Genomic DNA, 17,680 nt, shown 5'->3' with positions numbered 1-17,680 from the left:
CGACTTCTCAGAGCCAGTTGTTGCGCCGGAAGTTGCGATACAGCAGCAGACACACCGAGATCATGACCATCAGGACCGCGGGGTATCCGAAGGTCCAGTGCAGTTCGGGCATGTGGTCGAAGTTCATCCCGTAGATGCCTGCCATCGCGGTCGGGACGGCGGCGATCGCCACCCAGGCCGAGATCTTGCGCATGTCGACGTTCTGCTGCATCGCAACCTTGCCGAGCGCCGCCTGCACCAGTGAGCTGAGCAGTTCGTCGTAGCTGGCGATTCGTTCCGAGGCCTTGATGGTGTGGTCGTGTACGTCGCGCATGTACCGGCGGATCTCGACGTTGATCAGGTCGTCGTGGTCGGCTCCGATGCGTTGCAGGTCGGTCGCCAGTGGGCCGACGGCCCGGCGCAGTTCCACCACCTCACGTTTGAGCAGATAGATGGACTCGATGTTGGTCGCTGTCAGGGGGGAGAAGATCTCCTCCTCCATGGCGTCGATGTCGGTTTCGATCAGATCGGTGACGTCGAGGTAGGTGTCCACGACATGGTCGGCGATCGCGTGCATCACCGAGTAGGGACCCAGTTGCAGGTTCGCCGGCGAGGCCTCCAGCCGCTTGCGTACACCGGCGAGCCCGCCGTGTTCACCATGACGCACGGTGACGACGTAGTCGCTGCCGACGAAGATCATGATCTCGCCGGTCTCGACGATCTCGCGGACCTTGGCAATCGAATCGTGCTCCACGTAGGTCACGGTCTTGAGCACGAGGAACAGCATCTTGTCGTAGCGCTCGAGTTTGGGCCGCTGGTGGGCGTGCACAGCGTCCTCGACGGCGAGTTGGTGCAGGCCGAACACGTCGGCGACGGTCTGCATCTGGTGTTCGTCGGGTTCGTGCAGGCCGATCCAGACGAACGCTTTCCTGCCGTCGGCCTCGAGCTCGTGGACTTTGGCCAGCGCCGCGGCGTGGGTGTACTTGCCCGGTAACCGCTGCCCTTCGCAATAGACGCCGCAGTCGACCATCGCCTGGGAAACCGGGACGTGGATGCGCCTGGCGTCCGGAATCGGGGGGTTGGGCTGGCCGGCGGTTCGCGACTTCGAGGCCTGCCGGACCAGGGACGGCGGCAGTGCGCGGAACGAGGGCATGGGCGTCACCTCCCCTCTCCAGGGCGTACGGCTGAAGCATGCCCTGCGGGCACCGGAAAATCGTACGCGCCCAACCGGGCCTGTTCTTCTCACGAAGGGGGAACCCGTTCCTGTGAGATTGTGGGGTCGGTTACCCTGACGCCCGTGGTGGAAACCGTGCGTACGCCCCAGGTCGTTATCGAGGATGCCGAGATTTTCGAGGCCCACGAGGGCGGCAAGCTCTCGGTTGCACTGAACTCGCCGCTGGACACCCAGCGGGCGTTGTCGATCGCCTACACCCCGGGGGTGGCGCAGGTCAGCCGCGCCATCGCCGCGGACAAGACGCTGGCCGCCAGGTACACCTGGGCGCACCGACTCGTCGCCGTCGTCAGCGACGGCAGCGCGGTGCTCGGCCTCGGTGACATCGGCGCGGCGGCGTCGCTGCCCGTGATGGAGGGCAAGAGCGCGCTGTTCAAGACATTCGGTGGGTTGGACTCGATCCCGATCGTGCTCGATACCAACGACCCCGACGAGATCGTCGAGACCCTGATCCGGTTGCGCCCGACCTTCGGGGCGGTCAACCTGGAGGACATCTCCGCGCCGCGGTGCTTCGAGATCGAGCGGCGCGTCATCGAAGCCCTCGACTGCCCGGTGATGCATGACGACCAGCACGGCACCGCGATCGTCGTGCTCGCGGCGTTGCACGGTGCGGCCAAGGCGCTGGGTCGCGACATGCACTCGCTGCGCGTGGTGATCTCCGGCGCCGGGGCCGCCGGTGTGGCCTGTGCCAACATCCTGCTGGCCAAGGGGATCCCCGACGTCACGGTGCTGGATTCCAAGGGCATCGTCCACACCGGCCGCAGCGACCTGAACCCGTTCAAGGCCGAACTCGCCGAGCGCACCAACCCCGCGGGCCGCACCGGCGGCATCGCCGAGGCGCTCGACGGCGCCGACATGTTCCTCGGAGTGTCCGCGGGCCTCGTTCCGGAGGAGATCATCGCGACGATGGCGCCGGGCGGCATCGTGTTCGCGCTGTCGAACCCCGACCCCGAGATCCACCCCGATGCGGCGCGCAAGTACGCGGCGGTGGTGGCGACCGGGCGCAGCGACTTCCCGAACCAGATCAACAACGTGTTGGCGTTCCCCGGCGTGTTCCGCGGCGCACTGGACGCCGGCGCCCGTCGGATCACTGAGAAGATGAAAGTTGCTGCGGCAGAAGCGATTTTCTCCGTCGTTGGTGACGACCTCGCGGTCGACCACATCGTGCCGAGTGCGTTGGATCCGCGGGTGGGTCCCGCGGTGGCGGCGGCGGTCGCCGCAGCGTCCGAGGAATAGTCGACTGAGCCGCAAGCGGTTTCGGGGCGGCTGGCTACGGCTGGTTTGCGTGCTGGTGGCCGCGGCGATCGCGGCCGGGTGCGGTGGTCAGTCGCCGCCGCCCTCGATCCCGGTCGGCGCCCCGGCCGATCCGGAGTCGCAACTGATCGCCCACCTGTACGCGGCGGCCCTGCGCTTCTACGGAAATCCGGCGCACGTGCAGGTGACGGATGCTCCGCTCGATCTGCTCGACGCGGGGGAGATCCGGGTGGTGCCCGGCTTCACCGGCCAACTGCTGCAACGCTTCGCCCCCGATGCGTCCGCGCGCGCCGATGTGCAGGTCTACCGGGCGCTGCTGTCGGTGTTGCCCGAAGGTGTCGCGGCCGGTGACTACACCACCGCCGCCGAGGACAAACCCGCGGTGGCGGTCACCGAGCGGACCGCCGACGAGTGGGGCGGTCGTGACGTCATCGCGGTGACCCGACGGTGCGACGACGTCTCGGTCGGCGCCGTGGGGTCCACGGCGCACCCGTTGTCGGTCGGGACGTGCAGGTTGCCGGAGGCACGCCGATTCGCCGACGCCGAGGCGATGTTCGAGGCCCTGCGCGCCGGGCAGCTCGATGTGGCGTGGACGACGACCGCGGCCCCCGATGTGCCCTCGGAGGTGGTGGTGCTGTCGGATAAGACGGCACTGATCCGCGCCGAGAACCTGGTCCCGCTGTATCGGCGCAACGAGCTGACCGAGTCGCAGGTGCTCGCGCTCAACGAGATCGCCGGTGTCCTGGACACCGGGTCGTTGGCCGACATGCGGCGGCAGGTCGCCGAGGGCGTCGAGCCCGGCCTTGTGGCGGGGCAGTGGCTGGACGAACACCCGCTCGGCGTCGGCAACTAGAGCGGCGCGGGGCCGCGACCCTATTTGGCCGGCGGTGTCAGCCGGGCGACCGCCTTGGGGAACAGGCTCTGGTATCCCGCGCCGAGGACGCGGACGACGACGTCGAACACCTTGGCGTCGTTGCCGACCAGTATGCGGGCCCTGTTCTTGCGGACGCCGTCGAGGATGATCTTGGCGGCCTTCTCCGGGGTGGTGCTGGCGAGCTTCTTGTCGAAGGCCTTGGCGAGTTCTTCGGCGTCGAGCCCCTCTGCGGCGGAAGCGTTGCGCGCGATCGCGGTCTTGATGCCGCCGGGGTGTACGCAGGAGACCTTCACGGGGTGGCCGGCGAGCGCCATCTCCTGCCGGAGCGCCTCGGTGAAACCGCGGACGGCGAACTTCGCCGAGTTGTAGGCGGCCTGCCCCGGCACCGAGAAGAGGCCGAACACGCTGGAGACGTTGACGACGTGGCCGTCGCCGGAGGCGATCAGATGCGGCAGGAATGCCTTGGTGCCGTTGACGACACCCCAGTAGTCGACGTCCATCACGCGCTCGATGTCCTTGAACTGGGTGATCTCGATATCGCCGGTGAACGCGATTCCGGCGTTGTTGTAGATCTGGTTGACGCTGCCGAAGTGCTCGGCGACGTCGTCGGCGTAGAGCAGGAAGGTCTCGCGTTCGGTGACGTCGAGGCGGTCGGACTTCACCTGGGCGCCGATGGCCTTGAGGCGTTCCTCGGTGACGGCGAGCCCCTCGGTGTCGACGTCGCTGATCGCGACGCGAGCTCCGGACCGGCCCAGCTCGATCGCCAGCGCCTGACCGATGCCCGAACCGGCGCCGGTGACGACAGCCACCTTGCCCGCGAATCCCTCCATAGCCACTCCCTGGTGTTGTTGTACGCGTGTTGAGTGAGTGCCAGCCTACCGGTACCCGCGGTCCCGTCCAGGTGAGGGCGGCGAAGGTCGCGCCGCGGTAATGCCGGAGCCGACTTCCGCGACAGTAAGTGCATGAAGTTGACGTACCCGGTCGTCGCCGCGCTGGTCGTCGCGGCCACGGTGGCCGCGACGATGTCGGCGGCCCCCGCACAAGCCGACCCGACGACCGATGCGTTCATCGCGACGCTGCAGCACTATCGACTCGGCGACATCGATCCGGCGACGGCGATGCGGGTCGGCCAGACCGTGTGCCCGATGCTGTCCGAACCGGGGCAGAACGCGGCCAACGTCGCCGCCGATGTCGCCGACGCGCTCGGGCGCCCGCTCGGGCCGGCGACGATGTTCACCGGCCTTGCCATCTCGATCTTCTGCCCGCGCGCGGTCAGCGCCATGACCGACGGCGTCCCGTTCTCGTTCTTGCGCTGACCGCCGCCGCCCGACGGCCGTGCCCGCGCGTTCGCGGTGCGGACGTCAGCCGAAGGCTTCGTCGATGATCTCCTGCTGCTCGACGGCGTGCACCTTCGACGAGCCCGACGACGGGGCCGACATCGCGCGCCGCGAGATCCGCTTGATGCCCGCAAGCTTCTCCGGAAGCACTTCGGGCAACGTCAACCCCAGCGTCGGCCACGCCCCCTGGTTCGCCGGCTCCTCCTGCACCCAGAAGTACTGTTCGGCGTTCGGGTACTCGTCCAGCGTCGCGGCGAGCCGACGCTTCGGCAGCGGGGCCAACTGTTCCAGCCGCAGGATCGCCACATCGTCGCGACCCTCCTTGCTCTTGCGCGCCGCCAGCTCGTAGTACAGCTTGCCGCTGGTCAGCAGGATCCGCTTGGCCTTGCTCCGGTCTCCGGTGCCCTCGGTGTAGGTGGGCTCCTCCAGCACCGACCGGAACTTCATCTCGGTGAAGTCCTTCAGATCGCTGACCGCAGCCTTGTTGCGCAGCATCGACTTCGGCGTGAACACGATCAGCGGCCGGTGGATTCCGTCGAGCCCGTGGCGGCGCAGCAGATGGAAGTAGTTCGCCGGCGTGGACGGCATCGCGATGGTCATCGAGCCCTCGGCCCACAACAGCAGGAACCGCTCGATGCGGCCCGACGTGTGGTCCGGGCCCTGGCCCTCGTGGCCGTGCGGCAACAGCAGCACCACGTCGGAGAGCTGGCCCCACTTGGCCTCACCGGAGCTGATGAACTCGTCGATGATCGACTGCGCGCCGTTGACGAAGTCACCGAACTGCGCCTCCCACAACACCAATGCGTTCGGGTTGCCGACCGAGTAGCCGTACTCGAAGCCGACCGCCGCGAACTCCGACAGCGCCGAGTCGTACGCCATGAACTTGCCGCCGGTCGGGTTGCCGTCGGAGTCGACGGTGAGCAGGTCCAGCGGGGTGAACTCGCGCCCGGTCTGGCGGTCGATGATCACCGAATGCCGCTGGGTGAACGTGCCGCGCCTGGTGTCCTGCCCGGTGAAGCGGATCGTCTTGCCTTCGGCGAGGAACGTGCCGAGGGCCAGCAGTTCGGCGAAGGCCCAGTCGACCTTGCCCTCGTAGGCCATCTCTCGGCGCTTCTCCAGCACCGGCTTGACGCGCGGGTGGACGTTGAAGTCGTCGGGGTAGCCCAGGTGCGCGTCACCGATGCGGGCCAGCAGCGACTTGTCGACCGCGGTGCTCATGCCGGCAGGGACCATCTGGTCGGACTCCACCGACGAACTGGGTGCGATCGCGTGCTTCTCCAGCTCGCGTACCTCGTTGAACACCCGCTCGAGCTGGCCCTGGTAGTCGCGCAGCGCGTCTTCGGCTTCCTTCATCGAGATGTCGCCGCGACCGATCAGCGCCTCGGTGTAGCTCTTGCGCACGCCGCGCTTGGTGTCGATGACGTCGTACATGGTCGGCTGCGTCATCGACGGGTCGTCGCCCTCGTTGTGGCCGCGCCTGCGGTAGCAGAGCATGTCGATGACGACGTCCTTCTTGAACTTCTGCCGGAAGTCGACGGCCAGCTTGGCCACCCAGACGCAGGCTTCGGGGTCGTCGCCGTTGACGTGGAAGATCGGGGCGCCGATCATCTTGGCGACGTCGGTGCAGTACTCCGACGACCGCGAGTCGTACGGGGACGTGGTGAAGCCGATCTGGTTGTTGACGATGATGTGGATCGTCCCGCCGGTGCGGTAGCCGCGCAGCAGGGCCAGGTTCAGTGTTTCGGCGACCACACCCTGTCCGGCGAACGCCGCGTCACCGTGCAGCATCATCGGCACGACGGTGAAGCCGTCTGGGCCGTTGCCCTTGTCCAGGATGTCCTGCTTGGCGCGGACCAGTCCTTCCAGCACCGGGTCGACGGCCTCGAGGTGGCTGGGGTTGGCGACCAGCGACACGTCGATGTCGTTGTCGCCGAACATCTGGATGTAGGTGCCGTTGGCGCCCAGGTGGTACTTCACGTCACCGGAGCCGTGGGCCTGCGACGGGTTCAGGTTGCCCTCGAACTCGGTGAAGATCTGCGAGTACGGCTTGCCGACGATGTTGGCCAGCACGTTGAGCCGGCCGCGGTGCGGCATCCCGATGACGACCTCATCGAGACCGTGTTCGGCGCACTGGTCGATCGCGGCGTCCATCATCGGGATGACGGTCTCCGCTCCTTCGAGTGAGAACCGTTTCTGCCCAACGTATTTGGTCTGCAGGAAGGTCTCGAACGCCTCGGCGGCGTTGAGCTTGCTCAAGATGTACTTCTGCTCGGCGACCGTGGGCTTCTCGTGCTTGACCTCGATGCGCTCCTGCAGCCACTGCTGTTGCTCGGGCTCGAGGATGTGGGTGTACTCCACGCCGATGTGGCGGCAGTACGCGTCGCGCAGCAGACCCAGGATGTCGCGCAGCTTCTTGTGGGTCTTGCCGGCGAAACCGTTGACCTTGAACTCGCGGTCGAGGTCCCACAGCGTCAGCCCGTGGGTGTTGACGTCGAGGTCGGGGTGGCTGCGGAAGCGGGTCTTGTCCAGCCGCAGCGGGTCGATGTCGGCCATCAGGTGGCCACGGTTGCGGTAGGCGGCGATGAGCTCGATGACGCGGGCGTTCTTGTCCTCGATGGAATCCGGGTTGTCGATGCGCCAGCGCACCGGCTCGTAGGGGATGCCCAGTTCGCGGAAGATCTCGTCGTAGAACTCGTCGTCGAGCAGCAGGGTGTGAATGGTGCGCAGGAAATCGCCGGACTCCGCGCCCTGAATGAGGCGGTGGTCGTAGGTCGACGTCAGCGTGATCAGCTTGCCCACGCCGAGTTCGGCGATGCGCTCCTCGCTGGCGCCCTGGAACTCCGCCGGGTACTCCATCGCGCCGGCACCGACGATCGCGCCCTGGCCCTGCATCAGCCGCGGTACCGAGTGGACGGTGCCGATGGTGCCGGGGTTGGTCAGCGAAATCGTCACGCCCGCAAAGTCTTCGGCGGTCAGTTTGCCGTCGCGGGCGCGACGCACGATGTCCTCGTAGGCCGCGATGAACTGACCGAAGTGCATGGTCTCGCAGTTCTTGATCGCGGCGACCACCAGCGAGCGCTTCCCGTCCTTGCCGGGCAGGTCGATCGCCAGGCCCAGGTTCGTGTGGGCTGGTGTGACCGCAACCGGCTTGCCGTCGATCTCGGCGAAGTGCCGGTTCATGTTGGGGAACTTCTTGACCGCCTGCACGATCGCGTACCCCAGCAGGTGGGTGAACGAGATCTTGCCGCCCCGGGTGCGCTTGAGGTGGTTGTTGATGACGATCCGGTTGTCGATCATCGCCTTGGCCGGGATGGCACGCACGCTCGTCGCGGTCGGCACGTCCAGCGAGGCGGACATGTTCTTGACCACGGCGGCAGCGGCGCCGCGCAGCACCTGGGTCTCGTCGTCGTCGGACACGCCGGCCGGTGCGGCGGTCTTGGCCTTGGGTGCCGGCGAGGTCTTCTCCTCCGGCTTCTTCTCGGGGGCCCGGGTGGTCGACGTGTCGGCCTTGGCGGGCGGGGCGCCACCGTTGGTGCTCGCGGGTTTGGGGGCCGGAGCCGAAGCGGGTTCCGGCGGTGCGGTGGGCGCAGCGGCCGGCTTGCCGTTGCCTGCGGGGGCGTCATTGGTGGGTTCGGGGGAGTAGTCGACGAGGAACTCGTGCCAACTCGGGTCGACCGACGACGGATCCTCGCGGAACTTGCGGTACATCTCTTCGACCAACCACTCGTTCTGACCGAATGGTGAAGGTGAGTTCACGGCTGCTTTTCGCCTCAATTCTTCGCTTCGGGCCAGCACCCCGCGGCAGCCGGCCACCCCTTTTCGACCCGGTGTGCGGTTACCCCGCGTTCCGCCTTCTAAAGGCTAGCGCTTCGGTCTCCGAGGCGACCAGGCAACGTGGTTATGGTCATTGAGGTCACCTGTCGAACTGCCGGGCCGACCACGGCACGGGCGCCCCCGGCGGGCTACGGTCGCGGCGCGGGCAGCAGGTGCAGCGGCGAGGGCCAGCGCGCCGGCGCGGCGCCGAACGCGTTGTGCGCGTTGGCGATGATCTTCTTGCCCATGAACCGGTTGCCGACGCCACCGACGACCGCGCCGATCCCGACCGGCAGCATCTTGCCGAACGCCAGCGCACCGCGCTTGAGCGTGTACCGCTTGACGAAGTACCTCAGCAGTCGCGAGTTCAGCTGCGACAGCGCGGGCAGCGGCAGCGTGGCCGCCCCGTCGGACACCCACGCTCCGCTGGTGCGTCCGGAACCGAGCAGGTCGGCCACGGCACGCTTGCTGTCCTCACCGACGAGGACCGACAGCACCAGGGCGCGGCGACGCTCGCGGTGCTCGGCGGGGATGCCGTGCACCTCGGCGATGGCGAGCACGTAGAGCGCCGTCGCCTCCAGGAACACGACCGTCTCGCCGGCGACGGCCGACATCGCCACCAGCGTGCCGATGCCGGGGTAGGCGGCGGTCGACCCGACCGCCGCGCCGCTGGCCATCACCGCGGCCAGGTACTTCTTGTCCAGCTTGTCGATGATCTCGGCCGGTGTGGCGCCGGGGTTGTTGTCACGCAGACGCTCCACATAGGCCTTGACGGCGGGACCCTGCACGCGTGCGCCGCGCTCGATGATCTGGGAGAGCACCTTGGCGGCGGCGCCCGGATCCTCGTCGACGACGGCGGGCGGCTGACGCTTCCCGCGTGACCTGGCAAACATGGGTGCTTCCTCCCGGTGTGAACCTGATCTCAGGCTAGCTTCTGTGCAACGAACGGCGGTGCCCGCCACGTGCCCGGACGTGATCGCGGTCACGGTTGGCGATTCGGGGAAGGATTTATTGGGAAGCGTCGCTAACCATTTGCATGGCAATATCCCCTGACGTGGATGTGAGGCAACCGGGACTCGTGGCGCCGCCCGGCCGTACCCGGATGATCCTGGTACTCGGACTTCTGGTGGCGCTGGGCCCGCTGACCATCGACATGTATCTGCCCGCGCTGCCGAAGATCGCCGAGGAACTCTCGGTGTCCTCGTCGGTCGCGCAGCTCACGCTGACCGGGACATTGGCCGGACTGGCCATCGGTCAGCTGGTCATCGGGCCGCTGTCGGATTCGTTGGGCCGCCGCAGGCCGTTGTTCGCGGGGATCGTGCTGCACATGCTGGCGTCGCTGCTCTGCCTGTTCGCGCCGAACATCACGGTGCTCGGCGTCGCCCGCGGCCTGCAGGGCATGGGTGCGGCCGCGGGGATGGTGGTGGCCATCGCCGTCGTCGGTGACCTGTACAAGGACAACGTCGCGGCGACGGTCATGTCGCGGCTCATGTTGGTGCTCGGCGTCGCGCCGGTGCTCGCGCCCTCGTTCGGGGCGGCGGTGCTGCTGCACGGGTCCTGGCACTGGGTGTTCGCCGCGCTCGTCGTGGTCGCGGCGGCGCTGCTCGTGATGTCCGTCCTGGCGCTTCCCGAGACCCTGCCCGCCGACCACCGGCGTCCTTTGGAGGCGCGCGGTATCGCGCTGACCTATCTCGAGCTTCTGCGTGACGTCCGGTTCGTGATCCTGGTGTTCGTCGGAGCGCTGGGCATGTCGGGCCTGTTCGCCTACATCGCGGGCGCCTCGTTCGTGCTGCAGGGCCGGTTCGGCCTGGACCAGACGGCGTTCGCGCTGGTGTTCGGCGCGGGGGCGATCGCGCTGATCGGCACGACTCAGTTCAACGTGGTGCTGCTGAAGCGGTTCGCGCCCCAGCAGATCATGGTGTGGGCGCTGGTCGCGGCATCGGTGTCCGGCGCCGTCTTCGTGGCGCTGGCGGCTGCCCACATCGGTGGACTGTGGGGTTTCGTGATCCCGGTGTGGGCCATCCTGGCCGCGATGGGCCTGGTGATCCCCAACGCCCCGGCGGTCGCACTGACCCGCCACCCGGACGCGGCCGGCACCGCGGCCGCGTTGCTGGGCGCGGTGCAGTTCGGGATGGGCGCGGCGATCGCCCCCGTGGTCGGTGTGCTGGGTAACGACGAACTCGCGATGGCGGTCGTGATGGCCGCCGGCGTCATCGTCGCGCTGACCGCGCTTCTGGTCACCGGTGTGCATCGCAACACTGCGCCCGCCGCAGTGCCTGGTGAGGCCGTCGCCGAACCTGCATGACGGCGCGCGGGCGCGGCTGCGGACTTGTCGGGACCACCGCCGGACCGTAGCGTCGGGCCGAACTGTTCTTCTCCCGATTGACTTCTGGCTGAATCCCACCATGTTCGAGACCGTGACGGCCCGTGTCCGGGGCGCCGACCCCTGGCCCGCCCTGTGGGCGCTGCTGATCGGGTTCTTCATGATCCTGGTCGACGCCACGATCGTGCCCGTCGCCAATCCCGCGATCATGGCGCAGCTGGGCGCTGACTACGACGCGGTGATCTGGGTGACGAGCGCCTACCTCCTCGCCTACGCCGTTCCGCTGCTGGTGTCGGGCCGGCTCGGGGACAGATACGGGCTCAAGACGGTGTACCTCGTCGGTCTGGCGGTGTTCACCGCCGCATCGCTGTGGTGTGGCCTTTCCGACAGCATCGGCATGCTGGTCGCCGCCCGTGTGCTCCAGGGTGTGGGGGCCGCGCTGCTCACCCCGCAGACGCTGACGGTGATCACCCGTACGTTCCCGGCGCACAACCGTGGAGTGGCGATGAGCGTGTGGGGCGCCACCGCGGGCGTGGCGACGCTGGCCGGGCCGCTGGCCGGCGGTGTACTGGTGGACAGCCTGGGCTGGCAGTGGATCTTCATCGTCAACCTGCCCGTCGGGGTGCTCGGCTTCGCGCTGGCGGTCTGGCTGGTGCCGTCGCTGCCCACTGCGCGGGCGCAGCGTTTCGACCTTCCGGGTGTGGTGCTGTCCGGCGTCGCGTTGTTCCTGATCGTGTTCGCGTTGCAGGAGGGCCAGTCGCACGATTGGGCACCGTGGATCTGGGCGACGATCGGGATCGGCATCGCGGTGATGGCGGCCTTCCTGTACTGGCAGTCGGTCAACACCGGCGAGCCGCTGATCCCGCTGATCATCTTCGGAGACCGCAACTTCTCGATGTCGAACCTCGGGGTGGCGACGATCGGGTTCGTCGCGACCGGGATGATCCTGCCGCTGATGTTCTACGCCCAGTCCGTCTGCGGGCTCACCCCGACGCAGGCCGCGCTGCTGACCGCGCCGATGGCGGTGGCGACCGGGGTGTTGGCGCCGTTGGTCGGAAAGCTCGTCGACCGTTCACATCCCCGGTCGGTGGTCGGGTTCGGTTTCGCGCTGATGGCGATCGGCCTGACGTGGCTCTCGATCGAGATGACGCCGTCCACGCCGATCTGGCGTCTGGTGGTGCCGTTGACGGCGATGGGTGTGGCGATGGCGTTCATCTGGTCGCCGCTGGCGGCCACCGCCACCAGGAATCTGCCGCCGCAGCTGGCGGGGGCGGGCTCCGGCGTCTACAACACCACCAGGCAGGTGGGGTCGGTGCTCGGCAGCGCGGCCATGGCGGCACTGCTGGCCTCGCAGCTCTCGGCGAAGATCCCGGGTGAGGCGCCGGTACCGGTGGAGGGTCAGGCCGGGCAGCTGCCGGCATTCCTGCACGCGCCGTTCGCCGCGGCGATGTCGCAGGCGATGCTGCTGCCGGCCTTCGTGGCGTTGTTCGGCGTCATCGCCGCGCTGTTCCTGATGGGCCTGGGGGACCGGCTCCCGGCACCCCCGCGGCGGCCGCAGGAGACGGCCGAACCGGTGCCGGCGTTCGACTCCGACGATGAGCTCTACTGGGCCGACGGGGAGGACGAGTACGTCGAGTACGAGGTGCCCTGGGACGACGGCGCGGAACCGCGCAGGCCGGCGCAGGAGGCCGACACCGTCGACGCGGCGGCCGACACCGACGTGCTCGACCCGGTCACCGAACCCATGCACGACGGCGGCGGGTATCCGGCGCCGGAGTCAGCGCCGCGGCGGGATCACGCCGATCCGACATCGCATCCCGACCGGGAATGGCGCAGCATCCTCGATCAACTGCTCGACCCGCCGAAGCCGTCGGACGACCCGACAGGGCAGGGCCGCAACGGCTTTCACGTCACCCCCAGCGAGGACGGTCGCGGCGTCTCGCGGGGCAGGCATTCGCGCGACTAGCGTCAGCCGAACAGCACCGCACGGTTGAGATAGCCGGTCGGGTCGAACGCCGCCTTCACCGTCCGCATCGCGGCGATGTCGGCCTCGGTGCGCGCCATCGACAGATAGTCACGCTTGCGGGTGCCCACCCCGTGCTCGGAACTGACGTTGCCGCCGTGGCGCGCGATCAACGCCATCATCGCCGAGTACAGGCCGCGCTCGCCGGTGAGGTCGCAGCGCAGGATGTTCAGGTGCAGGTTGCCTTCGCCGACGTGACCGAACAGCACCGGGATGGCGTCCGGGGCGTGCTCGGCGACCAGGGCTGCGGCGTCCTCGGCGAACCCGCGGATTGCCGAAAGGGGCAGCGACACATCGAATTTCAGCGGAGGGCCGTACACCCCGAGTACTTCGGCCACCGCTTCGCGGACCTGCCACAGCCGCTGCTGGGCATTGGCGTCCACACCGACCGCCGGCTCGTCGGTCAGCTCGGCGCTCTCCAGCGCCTCGGCCAGCCGGTCGGTCAGGTCGGTTTCCCCTGCCAGCTCGATGAGTAGCTGCCATGCGCCCTGGACCGGGGCGGCAACCCCGGCGTGCTCAGCGGTCAGTGCGCTGGCCCTGGCGTCGATGAGCTCCAGCGCGGCGATGCCTTCCATGTCGCGGAACACCCGGCCGGTCTCGATGAGCGCATCCAGGTCGGCGAAACCGCAGATCGCCGTGACCCGTTGGCGTGGGGTGGGGTGTAGGCGCAGGTCGAGCGTGGTGATCACCCCGAGTGTGCCCTCGGCGCCGACGAACAGTGAGGCGAGGTCGTATCCGGTGTTGTCGCTGCGCACCTGGCTGTGGCGGTGCACCACCGAGCCGTCGGGCAGCACCACGTCGAGCCCGATGACCTGCTCGCCCATGTTGCCGTAGCAGACAGTGCGCAGGCCTCCGGCGTTCGTGGAGGCCATACCGCCGACGGTGGCCGAGTCGCGGGCGGCGAGGTCGACTCCGAAGACCAGGCCTGCCGCGGCGGCGGCCCGCTGCACCTCGGCCAGCGTCGCCCCCGCGCCGACGCGGATCCGGCGTTCCACCACGTCGACTTCGCCCACGTCGCGGAGGCGTTCGGTCGACAGCAGGACGTCGTCGTGTTCGGGCACCGTGCCCGCCACCAGGGAGGTGCGTCCGCCTTGCACGGTGACGTTCACGCCGGCGTCGCGACACACCCGCAGCACCGCCGCCACCTCGTCCGCGGAACCCGGCCGCACCAGCGCCGATGCGTGCCCCCGGTAGCGCCCGGTGTGGTCGACGCTGCGGCCTTCGAGCACGTCGGCGTCGGTGGTCACCTGGGTGGCTCCGACGATGGCGGCGAGCCGGTCGATCAGCGCTTCGGTCACTCCGTGGGTGTATCACATGCGGCCAGGGACAGGAACGCGCCCAGCTGCACCAACCCGTCCGGGGTTCCGGGCAGGTAGTCGGTCAGATGCTGTGAACGCACGATCACGGCCAGGTACTTGGCCCGGCTCACCGCCACGTTGAGGCGGTTTCTGTTGAGCAGGAAGGCGATTCCGCGGGGCACGTCGTCGATCGAGGATGCCGTCATCGACACGAACACCACGGGCGCCTGCTGTCCCTGGAACTTGTCGACGGTGCCCGCCCGCACCTCGGTCAGCCCCGCCGCGTCGAGGCGGCGCCGAACCAGCACCACCTGCGCGTTGTACGGGGTCACGATGAGCACGTCGCGCTGGGCCAGCGGTCGGGTGCCGCCCTCGTCGGTCCACGGCGTTGCGAGCAGGCCGGTGATCGCGGTGACGATCGCGTCGGCCTCCTCCGGGCTTTCGGTGGCGTTGCCGAGGTGATCGACCTCCAGCGTCCGCACCCCGGGGGTGACGCCGTCGAGGCGGCGGGCGGCGGTGACGTGCTCGTTGGACAGCAGCCGCCCGTCGTAGGACAACCGGGACACCGCCCGGCACACGTCGGGATGCATGCGGTAGGAGCGGTCCAGGAAGTACCCGCGCTCGGGCGGCAGCGTGTGGTGGCCGTCGACGAGCCAGCCGAGCGCCGAGCCGTCGACGGGTTCGGGATGGGTGCCCTGGCTGACCTGGGGCAGTTGCTGCGGGTCGCCCAGCAGCAGCAGGTTGCGCGCAGCCCGCGACACCGCCACGGTGTTGGCCAGGCTGAACTGGCCCGCCTCCTCGATCACCAGAAGGTCGAGACAGCCGCGGGTGAACTTGTTGTCGTTGGCGAAATCCCATGCCGTTCCGCCGACGACGCAGCCGTCCTGGCAGAGGAACTCGGCATAGTCGTCGCGGTCGAGTTCGGTCCAGCCGCCGTTGACCGTGTGCGCCGCGTGCGCCTTCTTGCCGATGCGTGTGCCGTCCACCCCGGCCCGCATCACGTCGGTGAACAGGTTCTCCACCACCGCGTGCGATTGCGCCACCACGCCGACCGTCCACCCGTGCCTGCCGACGAGGGTGGCGATCACCTGTGCCGAGGTGTGGGTCTTGCCGGTGCCGGGTGGCCCGTGCACGGCCAGATACGACGAGTCCAGATCCAGCAGCGCGGCGGTGATGTCGGCGACGGCGTCGCCGGTGCGGGGCAGGGGGCCGCCGCTGCGGGTGCGGGGCGGGCGTCGCAGCAGGATGTCGGTCAGCCCGTCGGCGGGCAGGTTCGGCAGCCCGGCGGCCACCAGCGCGGCGGTGTCGGCGATGGCGTCCTGGAGTTGGGCGGTGCTGATCGGCGGGCCCGGCGTCAGCGCGAACGGCGCCTGCGCGAAGACGTCTCCACCTTTGGGTTGCCGCTCGACGATGACGACTTCGGTGGGCGCCTCGGGGTCGTCGCACTCGGTCACGGTCACCGAGCCGAACGCCCGCCGGTCCGGATCGTCGGACAGCCCGGCGGGTGAGGGCGGGTCGTAGAGCGCGTACATCTCGCGGCCCAGCTCGCCCGTGGCGATCTCGCCGAACAGCCGGAGGTGGCGCTGCGGCTTGCGCGCCCGTGGCGGCCGGTGCCAGTCGGCGACGACCTCGTGCCGCTCGGCGACGAACACGCCGCCGTCGTCGGCCCATTCGTCGACAGGGTTGTTGACCCGGTCGAAGTGGCCCCACCAGTACGGCTTGTCCTCGCGTTTGTGAAAACCCTTGGCGGCAGCCAGCATTGCGACCGCGGTCTGTTCCGGAGTGCGGGGTTCGATGCCGTCGCCGGCGAACTTCGACAGCTTGCGGTCGACCGGGTCGGGGGAGTCGGCGGCGGCCCTTTCCCGGCCGGCCGTGACCGGGACCGGGCCACGCGGCGGGACCCCGCATTCGATCGCGCGGGCCATCAACCAGTCCCGCAGCCGTCGGGTCGAGCGGCAGTCGTAGCGGTTGTACTCCTCGATCTCCTTGAGGACCGTGGCGGCCTCGTCGGTGCGATCCTCGTCGCGCAGGGCGCAGTAGCGGGCGTATTCGGTGATCGACGCGGTGGCCGTGGTGACCTCACCGTCACGCAACTCGTTGCCCATGTACAGCGGTTCGAGCGATTTGATGCTGTAGTTCTCGGTGCCGACCCGGATGCTCTTGCGCACAAGGGGATACAGGTCGACGAGCACGCCGTCGCGCAGCAGCTCGTCGACCTCGTGCTCACCCTCGCCGTAGCGGCCGGCCAGCCGCAGCAGTGCGCTCTTCTCGTAGGCCGCGTAGTGGTAGACGTGCATGCCGGGGTAGCGGCGTCTGCGTTTGCGCACCAGCGCGAGGAAGTCTTTGAGCGCCTGGCGTTCCTCGCTCCGGTTGTGCGCCCACAGCGGCTCGAAGTCGTCGGCGACGCTCAGCACGCCCCACAGGTATTCCAGCCCCCACTCGCGGCCGTCCGTGGTCCACAGCGGGTCGCCCTCGAAGTCGAAGAACAGGTCACCCTTGTCCACGTCGGGCAGCACCATCAGCGGTTGCGGGTCCACGAGCTCGTAGGGCGGTTTCACGTTGCCGTTCTCGATGACCCGGTCGGCGAGTTGCAGCCGGGCCTGTGACTTCAACGCCGTGACGGCGCGCGTCGACAGCTCCGGTACCGGTCCGTCATGGGCGGCCAGCTCCTGCACGGTGGTGATGCCCGCGTCGAGCAGCCGGGCCCGCTGGCTGACCCGCATTCCGGCGACGAGCAACAGGTCGTCGTGCGCGCGGACCTGCTTGTCGCATTCGGCGCACCGGAAGCAGGCGCGCACGTGCTCGTCCTCCCACGCCACCGCGCGGCCGCCGGCGAAATGCTCGTCGAGGAGCCGCTGCAGCGCGGCCCGTCGCGGACGGTACACCGGCAGCAGCTCGTCGACGGGATAGCTGACCGCCGTGCCGTCACCCAAGACCAGGTCGACTTCGGGGCCCACCGGAACGCCTGCGGCGGTGAGTGTTTCGACGTAGGCCGCCATCTGCAGCAGCGCCTCGACCTTGACCGAGCGGGCCAGCTTGGTGTCGCGCAGCCGGTAACGCGGGCCGTCGGGGGAGTCCTCCAGGATCAGGAAGTCGGCGAACCCGGCGAAGCGGCCGTCGAACATCGCCGCCTGGTAGACGACGGGGACGCGCCGCTCGATCGCGCGCAGCGTCTGCTCGGCCGCCGCGGTCAGACCCGCGACGGAGTACCGGGGACGGCCGATGACTGCGACCTCGGTGTCGTGCCGCAGTTCGTCGAGGTGGCGCTGTTCGTGTTCGTCGCCGAGCGTCGCGGTGCGGGCCAGTAGTTCGTCGTCGGCCGAGACGGCGGGACCCCAGCCCAGCCGGGCATCGAAGGAGCGCAGCAGCGCGTACTCGCAGCGCGCCGCGGCGGCGAGGTCGGAGGCGCTGTAGATGACCCGAACGTCGTCGGCGTCGGAGGCGACGAACACGCAGCCACTGTAGGCGAACCCACCGACAGCGCGCGGCTTCGCGAAAGTGCAATCACGGTAGTCGGCAACGCAGATTCACGACGCTGAGTGCACGTT

Annotated in this window: 11 protein-coding genes; 5 read left to right on the top strand and 6 right to left on the bottom strand. The window is 68.8% G+C overall.

Annotated features, from left to right (window positions below; genetic code table 11):
- Positions 1 to 7: 7 nt before the first annotated feature.
- On the bottom strand, positions 8 to 1,132 hold the full coding sequence (gene corA / locus BN976_RS10840; protein ID WP_036370701.1) for a magnesium/cobalt transporter CorA: 1,125 nt from the start codon (positions 1,130 to 1,132) through the stop codon (positions 8 to 10).
- Positions 1,133 to 1,276: 144 nt separating this feature from the next.
- On the opposite strand from corA, the gene BN976_RS10835 reads away from it, so the two are divergent.
- A complete protein-coding gene (locus BN976_RS10835) occupies positions 1,277 to 2,446 on the top strand; it encodes an NAD(P)-dependent malic enzyme (protein WP_036370699.1) in 1,170 nt (389 codons plus the stop codon).
- Positions 2,447 to 2,495: 49 nt separating this feature from the next.
- Positions 2,496 to 3,317, top strand: a complete 822-nt coding sequence (locus tag BN976_RS10830; RefSeq protein ID WP_084182280.1) for a glycine betaine ABC transporter substrate-binding protein — start codon at positions 2,496 to 2,498, stop codon at positions 3,315 to 3,317.
- Positions 3,318 to 3,337: 20 nt separating this feature from the next.
- Here BN976_RS10830 and BN976_RS10825 read toward each other — a convergent pair whose 3' ends face one another.
- The gene (locus tag BN976_RS10825; RefSeq protein WP_011781632.1) at positions 3,338 to 4,168 is read right to left on the bottom strand and encodes an SDR family NAD(P)-dependent oxidoreductase; all 831 of its coding nucleotides are present in this window, start codon (positions 4,166 to 4,168) and stop codon (positions 3,338 to 3,340) included.
- A gap of 132 nt (positions 4,169 to 4,300) precedes the next feature.
- On the opposite strand from BN976_RS10825, the gene BN976_RS10820 reads away from it, so the two are divergent.
- A complete protein-coding gene (locus BN976_RS10820) occupies positions 4,301 to 4,654 on the top strand; it encodes a DUF732 domain-containing protein (RefSeq protein WP_036370696.1) in 354 nt (117 codons plus the stop codon).
- A gap of 45 nt (positions 4,655 to 4,699) precedes the next feature.
- On the opposite strand, the gene BN976_RS10815 is transcribed toward BN976_RS10820, so the two are convergent.
- Together BN976_RS10815 and BN976_RS10810 are read right to left on the bottom strand one after the other, a co-directional pair.
- Positions 4,700 to 8,383, bottom strand: a complete 3,684-nt coding sequence (locus tag BN976_RS10815) for a multifunctional oxoglutarate decarboxylase/oxoglutarate dehydrogenase thiamine pyrophosphate-binding subunit/dihydrolipoyllysine-residue succinyltransferase subunit (protein ID WP_235622048.1) — start codon at positions 8,381 to 8,383, stop codon at positions 4,700 to 4,702.
- Between the two features lie 254 nt (positions 8,384 to 8,637).
- Positions 8,638 to 9,381 carry a hypothetical protein gene (locus tag BN976_RS10810; RefSeq protein ID WP_036370692.1) on the bottom strand — a complete coding sequence of 248 codons (744 nt, stop codon included), beginning with the start codon at positions 9,379 to 9,381 and terminating at the stop codon, positions 8,638 to 8,640.
- A 143-nt stretch (positions 9,382 to 9,524) separates the two neighbouring features.
- On the opposite strand from BN976_RS10810, the gene BN976_RS10805 reads away from it, so the two are divergent.
- Together BN976_RS10805 and BN976_RS10800 are read left to right on the top strand one after the other, a co-directional pair.
- On the top strand, positions 9,525 to 10,793 hold the full coding sequence (locus BN976_RS10805) for a multidrug effflux MFS transporter (protein WP_036370690.1): 1,269 nt from the start codon (positions 9,525 to 9,527) through the stop codon (positions 10,791 to 10,793).
- Between the two features lie 100 nt (positions 10,794 to 10,893).
- A complete protein-coding gene (locus BN976_RS10800; RefSeq protein WP_036370687.1) occupies positions 10,894 to 12,777 on the top strand; it encodes an MFS transporter in 1,884 nt (627 codons plus the stop codon).
- 2 nt (positions 12,778 to 12,779) lie between these two features.
- On the opposite strand, the gene BN976_RS10795 is transcribed toward BN976_RS10800, so the two are convergent.
- Together BN976_RS10795 and BN976_RS10790 are read right to left on the bottom strand one after the other, a co-directional pair.
- Positions 12,780 to 14,132: an FAD-binding oxidoreductase gene (locus BN976_RS10795; protein WP_036370684.1), complete on the bottom strand. Its 1,353-nt coding sequence runs from the start codon at positions 14,130 to 14,132 to the stop codon at positions 12,780 to 12,782.
- A complete protein-coding gene (locus BN976_RS10790; protein WP_036370682.1) occupies positions 14,129 to 17,584 on the bottom strand; it encodes a TM0106 family RecB-like putative nuclease in 3,456 nt (1,151 codons plus the stop codon). The genes BN976_RS10795 and BN976_RS10790 overlap by 4 nt, the downstream gene beginning before the upstream one ends.
- Positions 17,585 to 17,680 lie beyond the last annotated feature (96 nt).

Source organism: Mycolicibacterium austroafricanum (assembly GCF_000612725.1).
Taxonomy (GTDB): Bacteria; Actinomycetota; Actinomycetes; order Mycobacteriales; family Mycobacteriaceae; genus Mycobacterium; species Mycobacterium austroafricanum.
The sequence above is the reverse complement of the archived record's forward strand: the minus strand, read 5'-3'. Positions and strand labels throughout refer to the sequence as shown.